This is a genomic window from Streptomyces malaysiensis subsp. samsunensis, assembly GCF_024519315.1.
Classification (GTDB): Bacteria; Actinomycetota; Actinomycetes; order Streptomycetales; family Streptomycetaceae; genus Streptomyces; species Streptomyces malaysiensis.
The window spans coordinates 37,356-55,546 of record NZ_JANIIC010000061.1 but is presented as its reverse complement, the minus strand read 5'-3'; the positions used below and the strand labels follow the sequence as shown (position 1 = coordinate 55,546).

At 70.3% G+C, this 18,191-nt stretch carries 13 protein-coding genes; 9 read left to right on the top strand and 4 right to left on the bottom strand.

Translation table 11 applies throughout. The annotated features are described in order from the left end of the window. Positions 1-105 precede the first annotated feature (105 nt). The 5 genes from infB (at position 106) to NQU54_RS38005 (ending at position 6,323) form a co-directional block, all read left to right on the top strand. On the top strand, positions 106-3,216 hold the full coding sequence (infB, locus tag NQU54_RS38025) for a translation initiation factor IF-2 (protein WP_257634972.1): 3,111 nt from the start codon (positions 106-108) through the stop codon (positions 3,214-3,216). A gap of 124 nt (positions 3,217-3,340) precedes the next feature. After that, on the top strand, positions 3,341-3,637 hold the full coding sequence (locus NQU54_RS38020; protein ID WP_257634971.1) for a DUF503 domain-containing protein: 297 nt from the start codon (positions 3,341-3,343) through the stop codon (positions 3,635-3,637). A gap of 71 nt (positions 3,638-3,708) precedes the next feature. After that, entirely contained in the window at positions 3,709-4,179 is a 471-nt protein-coding gene (gene rbfA, locus NQU54_RS38015) for a 30S ribosome-binding factor RbfA (RefSeq protein ID WP_069874034.1), read from the top strand. Next, a complete protein-coding gene (truB, locus tag NQU54_RS38010; RefSeq protein WP_257634970.1) occupies positions 4,176-5,147 on the top strand; it encodes a tRNA pseudouridine(55) synthase TruB in 972 nt (323 codons plus the stop codon). Before rbfA ends, truB begins: the two co-directional genes overlap by 4 nt. A 222-nt stretch (positions 5,148-5,369) precedes the next feature. Next, positions 5,370-6,323 (top strand): bifunctional riboflavin kinase/FAD synthetase, encoded by a 954-nt coding sequence (locus NQU54_RS38005; protein ID WP_257634969.1) that lies wholly within the window; start codon positions 5,370-5,372, stop codon positions 6,321-6,323. 231 nt (positions 6,324-6,554) lie between these two features. Here the strand turns inward: NQU54_RS38005 and NQU54_RS49850 are convergent, their stop codons facing one another. After that, positions 6,555-9,860, bottom strand: coding sequence for an SCO5717 family growth-regulating ATPase (locus NQU54_RS49850; RefSeq protein WP_257634968.1), 3,306 nt, complete (start codon positions 9,858-9,860; stop codon positions 6,555-6,557). An 835-nt stretch (positions 9,861-10,695) separates the two neighbouring features. On the opposite strand from NQU54_RS49850, the gene NQU54_RS37995 reads away from it, so the two are divergent. Then, positions 10,696-12,075 (top strand): outer membrane protein assembly factor BamB family protein, encoded by a 1,380-nt coding sequence (locus NQU54_RS37995; RefSeq protein WP_257634967.1) that lies wholly within the window; start codon positions 10,696-10,698, stop codon positions 12,073-12,075. A gap of 69 nt (positions 12,076-12,144) precedes the next feature. On the opposite strand, the gene NQU54_RS37990 is transcribed toward NQU54_RS37995, so the two are convergent. The 3 genes from NQU54_RS37990 to eccE all read right to left on the bottom strand — a co-directional run bounded on the left by NQU54_RS37990 (position 12,145) and on the right by eccE (position 14,620). Further along, positions 12,145-12,375, bottom strand: a complete 231-nt coding sequence (locus NQU54_RS37990; RefSeq protein WP_079259162.1) for a DUF397 domain-containing protein — start codon at positions 12,373-12,375, stop codon at positions 12,145-12,147. Positions 12,376-12,470: 95 nt separating this feature from the next. Further along, positions 12,471-13,277, bottom strand: a complete 807-nt coding sequence (locus NQU54_RS37985; RefSeq protein ID WP_257634966.1) for a hypothetical protein — start codon at positions 13,275-13,277, stop codon at positions 12,471-12,473. Continuing rightward, positions 13,277-14,620, bottom strand: a complete 1,344-nt coding sequence (gene eccE, locus NQU54_RS37980) for a type VII secretion protein EccE (RefSeq protein ID WP_257634965.1) — start codon at positions 14,618-14,620, stop codon at positions 13,277-13,279. Before eccE ends, NQU54_RS37985 begins: the two co-directional genes overlap by 1 nt. Before the next feature lie 183 nt (positions 14,621-14,803). Here eccE and eccB point away from each other — a divergent pair, with 183 nt between their 5' ends. From eccB to NQU54_RS37965, 3 genes are all read left to right on the top strand, one after another. Next, the gene (gene eccB, locus NQU54_RS37975; protein WP_257634964.1) at positions 14,804-16,363 is read left to right on the top strand and encodes a type VII secretion protein EccB; all 1,560 of its coding nucleotides are present in this window, start codon (positions 14,804-14,806) and stop codon (positions 16,361-16,363) included. A 3-nt stretch (positions 16,364-16,366) separates the two neighbouring features. Then, positions 16,367-17,644 carry a type VII secretion-associated serine protease mycosin gene (mycP, locus tag NQU54_RS37970; protein ID WP_372506216.1) on the top strand — a complete coding sequence of 426 codons (1,278 nt, stop codon included), beginning with the start codon at positions 16,367-16,369 and terminating at the stop codon, positions 17,642-17,644. 79 nt (positions 17,645-17,723) lie between these two features. Beyond that, positions 17,724-18,188, top strand: a complete 465-nt coding sequence (locus NQU54_RS37965) for a hypothetical protein (protein ID WP_257634963.1) — start codon at positions 17,724-17,726, stop codon at positions 18,186-18,188. The last annotated feature ends 3 nt before the right edge of the window (positions 18,189-18,191 follow it).

Below are 18,191 nucleotides of genomic sequence, written 5' to 3'. Positions count from 1 at the left end.
AGTCGGAAGTAGGTCGAGATTGCGATGAGCACTCGATGAGTACGCGATGAGTACGCCCATGAAGTAGCGACGGTCCGGCGACAACCCGGACCTAAAAGGAGCGAAGTGGCTAAGGTCCGGGTATACGAACTCGCCAAGGAGTTCGGAGTTGAGAGCAAGGTCGTCATGGCCAAGCTCCAAGAACTCGGTGAATTTGTACGTTCGGCGTCCTCCACGATCGAGGCGCCGGTTGTGCGCAAGTTGACTGACGCTTTCCAGGGTGGCAACGGCTCCGGCCGCGCCGCTGGTAAGCCCTCGGCGCCGCGTAAGGCGACGCCCAAACCGCCGACCCCTGGTCCGGCGGCGGCGGCCCGTCCGGCCGCCCCCAAGCCCCCGACGCCCGGCCCGAAGCCGGTGACGGCCGAGGGCCAGCGCGGCACTCCGTCCGCGGCACCCACACCGGGCCCGCGCCCCACGCCGGGCGCCCGTCCGACCCCCGGCCCCAAGCCGGGTCCCGCCGCGCCGGCGGCTCCGGCGCAGCCCGAGTTCACCGCACCGCCGACCCCCAGCCCCAAGCCCGCCGCGGCCAAGCCGAACGCGCCCGCCAAGCCGGGCGCCACGCCCGGTCCGCGCCCCGGCGGCCGTTCGGGCGCACCGGGCCAGGGCGGCCAGGGTCAGGGTGGCCAGGGCGGTCAAGGTGGCCGTGGTGGCCCGCGTCCGGGTCAGGAGCGTCCGCGTCCGGGCGGTCCCCGTCCGGCCGGTCCCCGTCCCGGTAACAACCCCTTCACCTCCGGTGGCTCCACCGGTATGGCGCGCCCGCAGGCGCCCCGTCCCGGCGGCGCCCCGCGTCCCGGCGGCCAGCCCGGTCCCGGTCCGCGCCCGCAGGGCGGCGGCCAGGGCGGTCCCGGCCGTGGCCAGGGCGGTCCCGGCGGTTCGCGTCCCACTCCGGGCCAGATGCCCCGTCCGCAGGGCGCCCAGGGTGGCGGCCCGCGTCCGGGTCCCGGCGGCGGTCCGCGCCCGAACCCGGGCATGATGCCGCAGCGTCCGGCTGCCGGCCCGCGTCCGGGCCCCGGCGGCGGTGGCGGTCGCGGTCCCGGCGGAGGCGGTCGTCCCGGTGGGGGCGGCGGCGGTCGTCCCGGTGGCGGCGGCGGTTTCGCCGGCCGTCCCGGTGGTGGCGGCGGCGGTCGTCCCGGTGGTGGCGGCGGTTTCGCCGGCCGTCCGGGGGGTCCCGGCGGCGGTGGCGGCTTCGGCGGCGGCGGTGGCCGTCCCGGTTTCGGTGGCCGTCCCGGCGGTCCCGGTGGCCGCGGTGGCACCCAGGGCGCCTTCGGCCGTCCCGGCGGTCCGGCGCGTCGTGGCCGTAAGTCGAAGCGGCAGAGGCGCCAGGAGTACGAGGCCATGCAGGCCCCGTCCATCGGCGGTGTGATGCTGCCGCGCGGCAACGGCCAGACGGTCCGGCTGTCGCGTGGTGCCTCGCTGACCGACTTCGCGGAGAAGATCAACGCCAACCCGGCGTCCCTGGTCCAGGTGATGTTCAACCTGGGCGAGATGGTCACCGCGACGCAGTCCGTCTCCGACGAGACGCTCCAGCTTCTCGCCGACGAGATGAACTACAACGTCGAGATCGTCAGCCCGGAGGAGGAGGACCGCGAGCTTCTCGAGTCCTTCGACATCGAGTTCGGCGAGGACGAGGGCGGCGAGGAGATGCTCGCCGCGCGTCCGCCGGTGGTGACCGTCATGGGTCACGTCGACCACGGTAAGACGCGACTGCTGGACGCGATCCGCAAGACCAACGTGGTCGCGGGCGAGGCCGGTGGCATCACCCAGCACATCGGTGCCTACCAGGTCTCGACCGAGGTCAACAGCGAAGAGCGCAGGATCACCTTCATCGACACCCCGGGTCACGAGGCGTTCACCGCCATGCGTGCCCGCGGTGCCAAGTCGACCGACATCGCGATCCTCGTGGTGGCGGCCAACGACGGTGTGATGCCCCAGACGATCGAGGCGCTGAACCACGCCAAGGCGGCCGATGTGCCGATCGTGGTCGCGGTCAACAAGATCGACGTCGAGGGCGCGGACCCGACCAAGGTGCGCGGTCAGCTGACCGAGTACGGCCTGGTGGCCGAGGAGTACGGCGGCGACACCATGTTCGTCGACATCTCCGCCAAGCAGGGTCTGCACATCGACAGCCTGCTTGAGGCCGTCGTCCTCACCGCCGACGCCTCGCTCGACCTGCGGGCCAACCCGGAGCAGGACGCACAGGGCATCGCGATCGAGGCCCACCTCGACCGCGGCCGCGGCGCCGTGGCCACCGTGCTGGTCCAGCGCGGCACCCTGCGGGTCGGCGACACGATGGTCGTCGGCGACGCGTACGGCCGTGTCCGGGCGATGCTCGACGACAACGGGAACGCGCTGGAGGAGGCCGGCCCGGCGACCCCGGTCCTGGTGCTCGGTCTGACCAACGTGCCCGGCGCGGGCGACAACTTCCTCGTCGTCGACGAGGACCGCACCGCCCGCCAGATCGCCGAGAAGCGCGCCGCCCGCGAGCGGAACGCGGCGTTCGCCAAGCGCACCCGCCGGGTCTCCCTGGAGGACCTGGACAAGGTGCTCAAGGCCGGTCAGGTCCAGCAGCTCAACCTCATCATCAAGGGCGACGCGTCCGGTTCGGTGGAGGCTCTCGAGTCCTCGCTGCTCCAGCTCGACGTCGGCGAAGAGGTGGACCTGCGGGTGCTGCACCGCGGTGTGGGTGCGGTCACCGAGACCGACATCGACCTGGCGACCGGCTCCGACGCCATCGTCATCGGCTTCAACGTGCGCGCCGACGGGCGTGCCACGCAGATGGCCGAGCGCGAGGGCGTGGACGTCCGCTACTACTCGGTCATCTACCAGGTGATCGAGGAGATCGAGGCGGCCCTCAAGGGCATGCTCAAGCCGGAGTACGAAGAGGTCGAGCTCGGTACGGCGGAGATCCGCGAGATCTTCCGCTCGTCCAAGCTGGGCAACATCGCGGGTGTGCTCATCCGCTCCGGCGAGGTCCGGCGGAACACCAAGGCCCGCCTCGTCCGCGACGGCAAGGTCATCGCGGAGAACCTCAACATCGAGGGCCTGCGCCGCTTCAAGGACGACGTCACCGAGATTCGCGAGGGCTTCGAGGGCGGTATCAACCTCGGCAGCTACAACGACATCAAGGTCGACGACGTCATCGCGACGTACGAGATGCGCGAGAAGCCGCGCGGCTGACGAGCGGCTGTCCAGCCGGGGCCGATCGGCGGAGGAATTTCCGTCGATCGGCCCCGGCCCTTGCGTGTACGGTGCCAGAAGCCCGCATTCACATAGGCCCCACGGGTGGCTTGACCCGGATTGCATGTATGTAGGGACGCTGTCCTTTGACCTGCTTCTCGGCGACGTACGGTCGTTGAAGGAGAAGCGCTCCGTCGTCCGCCCGATCGTCGCCGAGCTGCACCGCAAATTCGCGGTGAGCGTGGCGGAGGTCGGGGACCAGGACCTCTACCGCAGGGCCCAGATCGCCCTCGCGATGGTCTCCGGGGACGTGGGCCACCTCGCCGAGGTGCTCGACCGCTGCGAGCGGCTGGTGGCGGCGCGGCCGGAGGTGGAGCTGCTGTCGGTGCGACGGCGGCTCCACGGTGGCGATGATGAATGAGGGCCGGACCGGCGGTCGCAGACCGTCCCCCGGCCATCGATGACTGACGCGAAGAAGAGAGAAGAAGACGCATGAGCGACACCGCGCGGGCACGCAAGCTGGCGGACCGCATCCGGGTCGTGGTCGCGGAGACCCTCCAGCGGCGGATCAAGGACCCGCGGCTGGGCTATGTGACCATCACCGACACCCGGATCACCGGTGATCTGCGGGAGGCGACCGTCTTCTACACGGTCTTCGGCGACGACGAGGAGCGGGCGGCCTCCGCCGCGGCCCTGGAGAGCGCCAAGGGCGTGCTGCGGTCGGAGGTCGGACGCCAGACGGGGGTGCGCTTCACCCCGACCCTGACGTTCGTCCCGGACGCGCTCCCGGAGAACGCCCGCACCATCGACGATCTGCTCGCCAAGGCCAGGGCGGCGGACGCCCAGGTGCGCGAGGCGTCCTCGGGCGCCAGCTACGCCGGGGAGGCCGATCCGTACCGCAAGCCCGGCGAGGAGGACGACGAGGAGCCCGGCACGGACGGCAAGGGTTCAGCGGACGTATGACACGCAACGGCAGGGCGGGTTCCGGGGCACCGGACGGCCTGGTGATCGTCGACAAGCCGGCGGGCTTCACCTCGCATGACGTCGTCGCCAAGATGCGCCGCTTCGCTCGCACCCGACGGGTCGGCCACGCCGGAACGCTGGATCCGATGGCCACGGGCGTGCTCGTGATCGGCGTGGAGAAGGCGACCCGGCTGCTGGGCCATCTGGCGCTGACCGAGAAGGAGTACCGGGCCACCATCCGGCTCGGCCAGACCACGGTCACCGATGACGCGGAGGGCGAGATCACCGCCTCGGACGGCGCCACCGGGATCGACCCGGCCGCCCTCCGGGCCGGGATCGAGGAGCTGACCGGGGACATCCAGCAGGTCCCCTCGAAGGTCAGCGCCATCAAGATCGACGGCAAGCGCTCCTACGTTCGGGCGCGGGAGGGCGAGGAGTTCACGATCCCGGCGCGGCCGGTGACCGTCTCCTCCTTCGTCCTCCACCACCACCGGGAGGCCAAGGCGGAGGACGGCACCACCGTCCTCGACCTGGACGTCACGGTGGTGTGCTCCTCCGGCACCTACATCCGCGCCCTGGCGCGCGACCTGGGCGCAGGACTCGGCGTCGGCGGCCATCTCACGGCCCTGCGCAGGACCCGGGTCGGCCCGTACGGGCTGGACGCGGCCAGGACGCTGGAGCGGCTGGAGGAGTCGCTGGAGATCATGCCCATCGCCGAGGCGGCGGCCGCCGCCTTCCCGCGCTGGGACGTGGACGCCCAGCAGGCCCGGCTGCTGGGCAACGGCGTGCGAATCGACATGCCGACGGGGGAGCCGACGGGGGAGGGGACGCCGCCGCCGGGTGAGCGGCCTGGTCCGGGTCCGGTCGCGGGTCCGGGTCCGGTCGCGGTCTTCGGGCCGGAGGGGCGCTTCCTGGCGCTCGTGGAGGAGTCGAAGGGCAAGGCGAAGAGCCTGGCCGTCTTCGTATGACCGTATGTATCCAACCTCACACGGTGTGGCCGAGGCGCCGCGCCGCGGTGTGTCCTGGCTGACGCTTTGCCGCGTTGCAAGCGCCCCGATCGGCCGCCTACGGTGGCTTTCCGGCCGGTCCGGGCGCTCGTGGCGGCCACCGATGCGAGGCGGACACCCGGGACATGGCAGTCTTAGACCTGCGAAGTCGACAGACGAAGGTTCGGGCGAGGAGCGGGCAAAGTGCAGCGCTGGCGTGGCTTGGAGGACATCCCCGAGGACTGGGGGCGCAGCGTCGTCACCATCGGTTCCTACGACGGGGTGCACCGAGGGCACCAGCTGATCATCGGCCGTGCCGTGGCACGGGCGCGTGAGCTGGGTGTACCGGCGGTCGTGGTCACCTTCGACCCGCATCCGAGCGAGGTCGTGCGGCCCGGCAGCCATCCGCCGCTGCTCGCCACGCATCAGCGGCGCGCGGAGCTGATGGCCGGACTGGGCGTGGACGCGGTGCTGATCCTGCCGTTCACGGTGGAGTTCTCGCGGCTCACCCCCGCCGACTTCGTGGTGAAGGTGCTGGTCGACAAGTTGCACGCCCGGGTCGTGGTGGAGGGCCCCAACTTCCGCTTCGGCCACAAGGCCGCCGGGAACGTCGCGTTCCTGCGCGAGCTCGGCGCCACCTACGACTACGAGGTCCAGGTCATCGACCTGTACGAGCGCGGCGAGGCGGGCGGCGGTGAGCCGTTCTCCTCCACGCTGGTGCGCCGGCTGGTCGCGGAGGGCGATGTCGCGGGCGCGATGGAGGTCCTCGGCCGGCCGCACCGGGTCGAAGGCGTGGTGGTGCGCGGTGCGCAGCGCGGCCGTGAACTGGGCTTCCCGACGGCCAACCTGGAGACCCTGCCGCACACCGCGATCCCGGCCGACGGCGTCTACGCGGGCTGGCTGACGGCGCAGGGCGAGGCGATGCCCGCGGCCATCTCGGTCGGCACCAATCCGCAGTTCGACGGGACCGAGCGCACGGTCGAGGCGTATGCGATCGACCGGGTCGGACTGGATCTGTACGGACTCCATGTCGAGGTCGACTTCCTCGCCTATCTGCGCGGCCAGGAGAAGTTCCACTCGATCGAGGCGCTGCTGGAGCGCATGGCGGCCGATGTGAAGCGCGCCCGCGAACTCGTCGAGGAGCACGGCAGCCGCTGAGCCGCTGGGGCGCTGAGCCGCCGCGGCGCAGTGCGGTACGGGTGCGCGGCGCGGGTGTGCGGTACGCAGTGAGACGCGGGCGTACGCAAGCCGTGGGCTGCACGCGGATACGCCGTGGCCGTGCGCCGAACCCGGATACACCGTCGCTGAACGTGGATGCGCCCCGTGGGCCCGGATCACCGGCCCCACGGGGCGCTTCGCTTCCGCTCGCCGCTGCCGCGGCTCAGGGGGCTATTGCCCCTGCCAGGGCTGCCCCTGCCCCCCGGGCTGGCCGGGCTGACCCGGCTGGGCCTGCTGCCACGGCTGGCCGGGCTGCGGCTGCTGTCCCTGCCCGTAGGACTGCTGCCAGCCCTGCTGGCCGCCCTGCTGCGGGTATCCGGGGTACTGCGGCTGCTGTCCCTGCTGGCCCTGCTGAGGCGCGTAGGCGCCCGGGTAGGGCTGCTGGGCCTGCCCGGGCAGCGGCGGGGCCACCTGCGGCGGCTGGGCCCCGTCGTCGCCCGTCCACAGGCCCTGCTCCTGCTGGGCGCGGGTGAAGTCCTCCGCGACCATGGCCGAGAGGTTGAAGTACGCCTCACGGGTCTTGGGCCGCATCATGTCGAGGTCCACCTCGGCGCCCGCCGACAGATGCTCGTCGAACGGCACGACGATCACCCCGCGGCAGCGGGTCTCGAAGTGGGACACGATGTCCTCGACCTTGATCATCTTTCCGGTCTCCCGGACCCCGGAGATCACCGTGATGCTCCGCGAGACCAGATCCGCGTAGCCGTGCGCGGACAGCCAGTCGAGGGTGGTGCTGGCGCTGCTCGCACCGTCCACGGAGGGCGTGGAGATGATGATCAGCTGGTCGGCGAGGTCGAGGACGCCGCGCATGGCGCTGTAGAGCAGACCCGTGCCCGAGTCGGTGAGGATGATCGGGTACTGCTTGCCCAGGACGTCGATGACACGGCGGTAGTCGTCGTCGTTGAACGTCGTCGAGACCGCCGGGTCCACGTCGTTGGCCAGGATCTCCAGCCCCGACGGCGCCTGTGAGGTGAACCGCCGGATGTCCATGTAGCTGTTGAGGTACGGGATCGCGGTGACCAGGTCGCGAATGGTCGCACCGGTCTCCCGCCGCACGCGTCGGCCGAGGGTGCCCGCGTCCGGGTTGGCGTCGATCGCGATGACCTTGTCCTGGCGCTCGATGGACAGGGTCGCGCCGAGGGCGGTGGTCGTCGTGGTCTTGCCGACACCGCCCTTGAGGCTGATCACCGCGATGCGGTAGCAGGAGAGCACCGGCGTGCGGATCAGCTCCAGCTTGCGCTGCCGCTCCGCCTCCTCCTTCTTGCCGCCGATCTTGAAGCGGGAGGGGCCGGGGGCGTTCTTCTTCGGCTTCTGCTTGCCCTTGATCAGCCGGTCGGAGGAGAGCTCGACCGCGGCGGTGTACCCGAGCGGCGCCCCGGCGCTTCCGCCCTGGCGCCGCTGGTCGGGTGTGACGGTCGGCCAGCCGCCGGTACGGGGGTCGGCCGGGGCCGCGGGGGTGGCGGGGGCTGCCGGGGCGGCTTGCGCGTCGGGGCGCGGATAGCCGTAGCCGCCCTGCGCCTGCGGGCCGGGCCCGGGAACGCCGTCTCCGGGACGCGGGAAGCCGTAGCCGCCCTCCGCGCCCGGTACGCCAGGGCCCTGCTGGCCCGGGAACTGCTGGTCCTGGGGCTGGTGCCCCGGGGGCTGCTGGCCGTGGGCGGGGCCGGTCGGCGCGTACGGCGAGGGCTGGCCGGGCTGGCCCGGCTGGCCCGGGTACATCGGCTGGGCAGGCTGCCCGGGCTGTCCGGCCTGTCCGGGGTACTCGGCCTGCTGCCCCGGCTGGGGCGGCGCGGGGGTGCGCTGGGAGTAGGACTGCTGGTGGTACTGGCCCCAGCCCTGCTGGTCCGGGGCGGGCGGCTGCGGGAAGCCGTAACCGCCCTGCGTGGGCATCGGTCCCTGGCCCGGTGCCTGCCCCTGCCCCTGATCGGCCGGGCCGGGCGCGGGCTGGGCCCCGGGGGGCGGATAGCCGTAGTGGGGCCCCTGCGGAGCCGGGGGAGCCTGCGGACCGGGCTGCTGATAACCGCCCTGCGGACCGGGCATGTTGGCCGCCGGGGGCTGCGCCCCCTGGCCCTGATCCGGCAGCGGGGCCGGACCGGGCTGGCCGGGGACCATACCCGGAGCGCCCTCACCGGGCCGCGGATAGCCGTATCCGCCCTGAGGTCCCAGGCCCTGCTCCGGCCCCGGCGCCGCGGCGGCGGGCTGACCGGGCTGCGTCTGGGGCGGGGGAGGCGCCCAGGAGGTGTCCTGGGGCGGGAGCGGCACACCGGCGCCAGGGGTGGCGGGCCCGTCCGTACGCTGCTCCGGAACCGGAGCGGGACCGGGAGCCGGTGCGGCGCCCTCGGGCGCGGCGGGCTGGAAGTCCGGCGGCAGGGGCGGCAGCCCCGACTGCGGAACCGGCGGCGGGGCCCAGGTGGCGGCGGGCTGCTCGGGGGGCGCCGCGCTCGGCGGCACGGCGTCTTCGGGGACCGCGTCCTCGGGCACCGCGTCCTCGGGCTCGGCGGTCGCCCGCCTCAACTCCTCCATCTCACGCCGCAGCGCGGCGGTGGAGAAGCGCAGCGTGCCCTCGCTGCCCACATCGTCGGTACGGTCGTCACGGCGGTCCGTGTCCGTGTCCGCGGAGCCGGCACCCGCACCGGAACCGGAAGCAAATCCAGAACCAGAACCGGAAGACGAGCCCGAACCGGAATCAGCAAGGGCGCCCTCGGGGTCCTCACTCCGCTTCTCGGTCATCTCGCGCCGCAGCGAGGCGGTGGAGAACCGCACGGTGGAGCTGCTGACCACATCGCCGTTGTCGCTCTCGTCGGAGTCGGAGTCGGAGTCGGAGTCGGAGTCGGGCTCGGCGGCGGGCTGGGAGACGTCGTCCCGCGCGCCTTCGGCGGGCGCCAGCGTGAAGTCGTCATCGACGGGACCAGAAGCGGAACCGGAACCCGGAGTGGAGTCCTCCGCCTCGACGTCGGAAGCCCCGACGGAAGAGTCGCGGGACTCGGGCTCGCGCTCGGACTCGGGCTCGGGGACGGGCGTACCAGTCGAATCCGGCTCGGAGTCGAGCAAAGGCGGCATGTGGACGCCCGCATCGGACTCCTCGGCCTCCGGTTCCGACCGAGCCTCGCCCTCCTTCTGCGCGTGGACCTCCTCCACTTCGGAGGCGTCCGACGCGACATCGTCGGAGTGCGCCGCGGCCGGCTGCGGCCAAGCACCCGAGAAGCCACTCGGCTCCGGCGCCCCCGGTACCGCCACCGGAGCGCCCGTGGGCGGCGGAGGCGGCGCCCCCGCACCGGCGCCCGCCCCGATGCCTCCGGAACCGCCGGTCGACGCAGGCCCCGTGGAGGACGGCGAGGACGACGACGAAGCGTTCTGCGTGTACCAGGCCGGTGGGGTGTAGTCGATGGTGAACTCGCCCGTGTGCTCGGTCTCCGCGTCGGACCGATCATCGCCGGGTGTGTTTCCGCCCGCGCGGATCTCGTCCCGATCGCTGCTCACAATGCCTCCTGGTGTGGTCGAACACCCTTGTAATTCTTGGCGAGGCCGATCTGTTGCCGATCGCTACTGTCGTCCGACCGTTCGGCTTTCCCCTTTTGACGCCGGGGGACCCCTGAGCAGGATCTCCACCGCGCACCCCAAGACTAATCACCATGAGCGCCACGAGGGCAGGCCCATCCGCGCACTCGAGGCTGTCCGAGACCTCACCGTGCCTTACGGCGGTACGTACCCGGCAACCACGGGGGGAAGTCCAAGCGTCCGGTGGTACAAAGAACCCCCGCTCGAATGCCGTTCCACAGTGGGATCTGCGACCACGAGGCTCCTTTCCGATCGGTGCCGCCGACCGGATGGCGGGGAGGAGGCCGACCGGTCGGTTGACTCGTGTGAGAGGTAGGCGCAGATGTCGCAGCCGCCCCAGCCCCCCAAGCAGCCGCCCTCCGGCGGCTTCGGCCCGCCCCCAGAGCCCCAAGAGCCCAAGCGGTCTCAGGAGCCCCAGGAGCCAGGCCATGGCGGGTTCGGCTCGCCGCGGAGACCTCCTACGCCACCCGAGCCGCCCACCGTGCCCCCGAGATCTCCATCGGCTCCGTCGACGGGTCATACCCCGCCCCAGATATGGGACACCGGTGCCCTCCCGTCGAGCCCGCCCCCACCGCCGCCCGGCACGCCTGGCCCCTCCGGCCCGGATCCCACGAACCCGTACGCCCAGAACCCGCATGCGCGGCAGCCGGGGTACGGCGGCCCATACTCCCCGCCCCCCGGTGGGCCGTACGGCACGCCTCCACCCACCGGCGGCGGCCCGGGCCCGAAGCGGAAAGTTCTCGTCATCGGCGCGGCGGTGGCGGTACTGCTCGCGGCGGGTGGCGGGGTGTACGCCGCGGTGGGCGGCGATGACGGCGGTAAGAAGCCCACCGCCGGACCCACTACGACCACCCCGGGCCGGCCGGAGACACAGAACCCGACACCTCAGCCGACGACCGGTGACGGCGACAGCACCGGCGGCCGCGGCAACGGTGAAAGCGACCCCAACGACCAGCGGCGGGCGGGCGAGGCCAAGGTCCTCTATCAGACGCCCGCGCCCGAGGTCAGCAAGAGCAACCTCGAAGTGCCGGGCTTCTGGGCGATGAAGGGCTATGTCGTCAAGACGGTCGAGAACAAGATCGTCGCCTACAACGACGAAGGGGGCAGCAAGTGGACTCTCTCGCTCCCCAAGGCGGTCTGCGCCGCTCCCACCTCCACGACCGACGGCAAGGTCGTGGTCGCCTACGAGGGCCACGGAAAGAACTCGTGCAGCCAACTCGCCCTGATCGACCTGAAGAAGGGCGCCAAGCTCTGGGACCACGCCGCCCCCGAGGGCGGCTCCATGGGCGGTGGCCACACCAACGTGGGCATGGCGCAGAGCGGCGACCTCGTCGGTATGGCCTGGTTCGGGGGCTCCGCCGTCATCAGGGTCAGCGACGGCAAGGAAGTCTCACTCGAAAAACCGAGTGCGGGCTGCTCCATTGACGGTTACGCGGGCGGCAAGGTCCTGCTGCGCGCCTACTCCTGCACCAACGGCACGGCGAAGCTCCAGCAGCTCACTCCCAGCGGCTCGATCAAGTGGACCTACACCATCCGTAAGGGCTACAAGGTCAGCAACATCTTCTCCAGCAGCCCAGCCGTTGTGGCCCTCATCGACCAGAACCGGCGCTCCGGCGGCGTCCTTGCCATCTCGGACGACGGCAAGGAACGCTCGGCCCTCGCGCTGGGTAAGCGGTCTTACCAGCCGGAGTGCGGAATGGACATCTTCGGCACGAACATGGGCAACTGCGAGGGCGTAGCGGTCTCCGCCGACACCTTCTACCTGCCCACCGAGATGACCCAGGACCAGGGCCTGGGCTCGACAAACGAGGTCCACGCCTTCGACCTCAACACCGGCCAGAGGAAATGGGCCGTCAAGGTCGCCGGACGGCTCCTGCTCCCGCTGAACATGGACGGCAGAACTCTCATCACCTACGAAAAGCCCTCATACGCCGCCCCCGGCCAGATCGTCCGCATCGGCCCCAACGGCGGCAAGCCCAAGGCCCTGCTACGGCTGCCCCAGGCCACCCAAAAAACGGAGCGCGGCTTCTACTCCGCCACCCACATCTACCGCGACGGCAACTTCTACATCGCCACGAACCGCATCACCGGCAACGACGCCACCACCGAAAAACTCCTGATGGCCTTCGGCCGCTGATCGCCGGCAAATGATGGGACGTCCGTGGGTGCGAACACCGACCGGTGTCCGCACCCACGGGCACGCTCCTCAGCTCAGATCGAATTCGCCGTCCCTCGCGCCCAGGACGAAGGCGCGCCATTCGGCCTCCGTGTACCGGAGCACGGTCTGCGGGTCGGTCGAATTCCGCATGGCCACCGCCCCGTTCGGCAGGTAGGCGATCTCCACCCGATCCTCGGAGGTGCTGCCAGGTGCGCTGAGCCACTCGACACCGGAGATGTCGAGGGCGTACAGCTCTTCCTTCTCTTTGGCATCGGCCATCGGTGGAGAATCCCTTCGGGTACCGCGGATACAAGCCCGCCTGGTGCTTGGCTGACAGTCTCATCCACGGTGTGGGCGGCGGCAATCGAACACCGTCAGTCCATGCGGCGAGGCCCGCCCAACAGGCCGGATTCGATATCCGTCGGATGTGTCGCGACATAGAGCCGGGACTGGCGATCACACCAAAGAGTGACCCCGTCAGGGAGCGTGGACAGTGACTCGACGTCCGTGGACGGCAGCCCCATGATCCGCCCGACCTGGACGGCCTCCTCGGGGGACACCCGCTGGATGCCCACCAGGTCCGCGTTCTCCATGAGCCGGGGTGCGACCGGGCTCAGGTAGGGCAGAAGCGTCAGCACGGACTGCCAAGGTGCCGAGGTCACCCGCCCGCGCGGCGGTCGCATGCCCGCGTCACGGATCACCAGGACGGGGCTGCCGATCGAGGGTCCCTGCGGTGGCACACGCCCCACGTCGTGGAGCGTCATGCTCTGGTATCCGCCATTCGCGGCCTGCGCCAATGACGCCCACATCTGCTGCCGGCCGGTCTCCACGGTGACCCGCGCGCCCGTGGCGACCGCTCGCAGCCCGATCACCTGAGCTGTCCAGAGCCCGCCGACCAGGACGACGTTGAAGGGCATGGGACGGTGCAGGCCCAGTACCGCGGGTTGATCCCGCGCGCCGACACCGATCATCACCCCGTCGTCGCCGATCGGCAGTGCCAGTGCGTCGAACTGCTCCGGGGGGAGTTCATGCCGCTGACGCCGCGGTCCGATCAGCCCGAACCCCCGTCGCATCCTGCGCGGGGCGGGTGCCACCGGCTCGTCCGTCTGACCTGGCATATGGCCAGGTGCGGAGGCCGGAGCGTAAGAAGGGCCGCCTGAGGCGGTCGTCTGCATGGCCATCAGCGGGTACCTCCCAGGGGCAGAGTGGCGAGTACGCCCGGTACCTGCTCGCGGTCCAGCCGTGCGAGACCCACCCGTACCCCACGGGCGGTGCGCTGGAGCTCACGCCTCATCCCGACCAGGTCGTCCGCGCTATGACCGGTGATCCGCACATGCCCGGTCACCGTGGGCGCGGGCCGGCCGCCCTGTGTCCCGCCCCGTCGCAGGGTGAGGCTGAGCGTGGTCCCGAGCGCGGGCAGCGAGGTCAGCAGCGCGGCCAGTTGGGGAAGGGGTGTGGCGCCCGGTCCCAACTGCGGCCAGCGGCTGATCCAGTACGTGGTGTGCCACCGGTCGTCGCAGCGCCAGGCTCGTGTGCTCTCCACCGTGCGTCGGCTGAGCGTGTTGGTCTGCCGGGCCTGCGCCGTCGCCCTCGGGTTGACGCTGGCGGCGGTGGCGATCGCCGCTGTCACGCCTTCCTCCGGCAGGAGCGTCACGCCGAAACCTGCCCCCTGAAGCCTGCTCGACAGCTGATCCGCCGCCCGCAGCACACATCGCTGCGCACCCTCCAGGCCCCCGCCTCGGGCCGCTACGGCCTCCGGACAGAGCTCCGGGTCGAACTTCAACGCGACCCACGTCAGACGGACCGCGGGTGCTCCCGTCTGCTCCTGAAGCGGCCCGTAGTTGCGCACGGGCACCGTCTGGGCCGACAGATGGGGTGCGGGCGCCGCCAGAGCATGCTGCACCACCTGCACGGACTCCAGCGCGATTCCGTCGACGTCCATGGCGTCGCGCAGCAGTGAGAGCGGAAGCGGACGCTGGGTACGGTGAGGGCGCAGCGGCGAATCTGTCGCGTCCACCTGAAGGATCGCGGTCAGAAAGGTGCCGTCGCCCACCAGGCCGACCATGCGCCGCTCACGATCGGTGAACGTATAGGTGCGCAGGGCCGGTTCGCACTCCAGGGCGGGCGTGAAACCGGGGTCCGCGCCCGCCTCGATCGGCTTCGCCGCTTGCCGCTGGCGCCTGCGCAGGGCAAGCGCGGTGCCCAGCCACTCCGGTATCGGCTGCTGATGGCGCGTGACCACGGCCAGCAGAACCAGGACGATACCCACGGCTCCGGCGGGCAGCAGCAGGAACTTGTTGACGACCCCCGCGGCCAGCACGATCGCCGCGGCTACCTCGATCAGCACGAATTGCTGCAACCGCAGGGGGCCGATGCTGCCTGGCCGGGACATCGTGCGCGGGGTGGCGGAGGCGATGGGGGGCGCTGTCGGTGGAGCGTCAGCGGGCGCGGGCGGACGGGATCCGCTCGGTGCTCCTCGGCCGGACGCGCTCCTGGCGGTACGTGCGCGCGTTGCGGCAGCCATCCCCGTCAGCCCCCTAATGTCCGAAACCGGCCCGAACGGCCTGGTCGTCGATCGCCCCCGGTGAGTGTCCCCGGGCAGCATGAGCCAGTTCACTACCGGCATAGTAGAGGGTCGGTACGACACCAGGACCGAGGGCAGGCTACCTGACTACCGAGGCCGAAAAGCGGGGAGAAGCGGCTAAAAATGGCATCACGGCGGGATGAACTCAACGCCTACATCTTTGCGAAGAAGCGGACGGTCGCCGCGTTTTTGCAACCCACGCCGAGCGGTACGGAGGAGGGGGCGCCACGTCCATTGCGCGCGGTCCTTCCCGGAGTCGTCGTCGGGGCCCTGATCCTCGCCGGTTTCGGGGCCTGGGGGATGTTCAAACCCGTTGCCCCCAAGGGGTGGGACACCCCGGAATCGCATGTGATCGTCGGCAGTGACTCCACCACTCGGTACGTCATCCTGAAGACTGGTGGCAAGCCTCAACTCCATCCCGTGCTGAACCTCGCCTCCGCCAAGCTCCTTCTCGACCCCGATAAGTCCAGCGTCATCAAGGTCAAGGAGTCGGAGCTCGACGACGGCCACATCCCGCGTGGCCCCACGATCGGCATCCCGTACGCACCGGACCGCATCCCCAGTGCGGACGAGGCGAAGAAGCGCATGACCTGGGCGGTCTGTGAACAGCCAGGCGGGAATGGGAACACCACCCAGAAAGCCGTCTTCCTCTTCTCCGAGCGGGACCCGAAGCTGAAGAAGCTGCGGGGGTCCCAGGCGCTCCATGGCGGCCAGGCTCTCTATGTGCAGGGCCAGGACGGTGCCCGCTATCTCGTCGACCCGCGGGGCGTCAAGTATTTGATCGGAGGCAAAGACTGGAAGGCGAAGTCCGCCGCGGACAGCAATCTTCTGCTGCGCTCGATCTTTCACGACGGGGCTCAGCCACAGCGGGTCACCAGGGACTGGCTGGCGACCTTCAGGGACGGGGTGCCGATCGACTTTCCGCAGGTTCCGGGCGGCATCGGCGATGACGCCGGGGTGCCGAGCCTCGGCGAGGCGAACCGGGTGGGAATGGTGCTTGAGGCGCCCACCGGAGCCGGCACCCAGAAGTATGTGGTGCTGCCGGGAAAGGTCCAGCGGGTCTCGGAGTTCGTCGCCAAGCTCCTGCTCAGGAGTAAGACTTCCATCAATGAGGCGAGTCTGGCCAAGCGAGTGGGTGCCCCGTCGTTCACCCCGGACACGAAGGAGTTCTACGGCCAGTACCACTGGCCCAGCGAAATCCCGAACCAGGCCAACTCCGTCGATCCCGCACTGGGCAGCGCAGCCCGCGACACCAGTTGCAGCATCATGGACGGTGTGACTGCCAAGGGTGGTTCCAAGGTGGCCACTTGGGCTGGCAGGGACTTCCCGGCCACCATTCCCGACGGTGCCACCAGCGCGTATGTGACCCCGGGGTCGGGAGTGCTCTACCGTCAGGTGAGTGGGCGTCAGATCAAGAATGGTCCGGTCTTCCTGGTGACCGACACCGGGCTTCGCTACTCGGTCCAGTCCAATAACGACAGCGATTCCGGCAAGTCGAAGATCGGTGACGAGGGCTCCGACAAGGACAAGGCCGCTCAGGCGCAGCAGGACGCCAACAGGGCCCAGCGCAGCCTCGGATACCAGGACGTCAACCCGATTCCGGTGCCCGCGGACTGGTCCGAATTCCTGCCCACCGGTCCGCGTCTCGACGCCAACAGCGCCAGGCAGCCCCAGGGGTCATAGGACATGAGGAAGCGCGAACTTATGCGGCGCACCATCAAACCCTTCGCCCTCTCGGCGGCCACAGCCCTCACGGCGCTGACCGCGGCGGCCGGACCGACTTCGGCCTCAGCGGCGCCGGACCTGTCCCTCGCAGGCAGTGGCGAATGCACTTATCCCGCCAAGCAGATCAAGGGCACCCCCTGGTCCCTTCAGCGTGTCATGCTCGACCAGCTGTGGGAGGACACCAAGGGGCTGGACCCGGAGGGCCGTCCGGTCAAAGTCGCTGTCATCGACACGGGTGTTGACAACACCAATCCCCAGCTCAAAGACGCCGTCGACACCAAGCACGGCAAAGAGGTCCGCAAGGGCGGCAAGAAGAGTCTGGCCAAGGGGAAAAAGGGCGACGGGACGGACGACTCGGTCGGCCACGGAACCAAGGTCGCCGGCATCATCGCCGCTCGTCCGCGCTCGGGAACGGGATTCGTCGGTATCGCTCCGAAAGCCGAGATCATCCCGATCCGGCAGAACGATGAAAAGGGCTCCGGTACCACCGACACCATGGCCACGGCGATCGACTGGGCGGTTGACGCGGGAGCCCGCGTCATCAATATCTCCCAGGACACCATCAAACCACTCCAGGCAAACAGCAATCTGGAGCAAGCCGTTGAGAACGCGCTGCAAGCGGATGTCGTCGTGGTCGCCTCCGCGGGCAACGACGGTCTCGACGGCAAGGTCAAGCTGACCTACCCGGCCGCTTACGACGGCGTCCTCGCCGTCGGCGCCTCGGACCGCAACAACGAGCGCGCCCCTTTCTCCCAGTCCGGTGACTTCGTCGATGTGGCCGCTCCCGGTGTCGAAATGGTCTCCACCGTCCCCAAGGGCGGCCAATGCGTGGACAACGGCACCAGCTTCTCCGCGCCGTACGTCGCCGGTGTCGCCGCCCTGATCCGTGCCAAGCACCCGGACTGGAAGCAGAACGAGGTGGTCGCCCAGATCGAGCAGACCGCCGAGCGAGCCGTCAACCACCATGACCTCTTCATCGGATGGGGTGTCGTTGACCCCGTCCGCGCCCTCACCGAGGACGAGACCCGCATCGACCACGTCACCCTGGACAAGGGCGCCGCACACGGCGCCGCCGCGCCCGACCGCGCTCCCATGGCCTTGGGCGAAACCCCTCAGGAGCGCAAGGAACGGGTCGCGACGTACTCCGTGGGAGCCGCGGCCGTTGTGGTGGCGGGCATCGCGGGACTGGCGGCAGTTCTGAACGAACGGAGGCGCCGGCGCTCTGGCCCGGCTGAGTAGAAGTACTCAGGGGGGTGCTTGATCGTTCCCCTACACTGAGCCATTTGACGTCGCTGTGAATCACATGAGTGGGGGGCATATGTCGACGTTTGATGCCGAATGGGAGCAGATGAAGCGCGAGGCGTCCGGAGAGACCGGAATGAGTCTCGCGAGCGCCGACAACAAGCCCAACTGGGGGCAAGGCGGATCCGGCAACCTGAAGTCCAGCAAGAACGCCTGGACGACGGCGGCCGGAGGAGTCGGCAAGCTCCGGGGGGACATCAAGACGGCGCTGACGAAGCTGGAGGAGGAGCAGACCGGCCTGGGCGCGGGTAGCGAGAGCGGGGGCGGCATCGAGAGCGCGGCGGCTCAACGGGAGCTCTACAGCTCCTGGAAGCGCTATCTGAATGGCGTGAGCGGTAGGTGCGGGGCGATCCAGGACCGGCTTGAGAGGGCCGGGGACCACCACTACAAGAACGACGAGGCCATCAAGGGCGCGTTCGACGGGTTGGACGGCCTGTACAAGGACACGAAGCCCGTCGGTGGCGAGAGCCGGGGTCGGTGACGC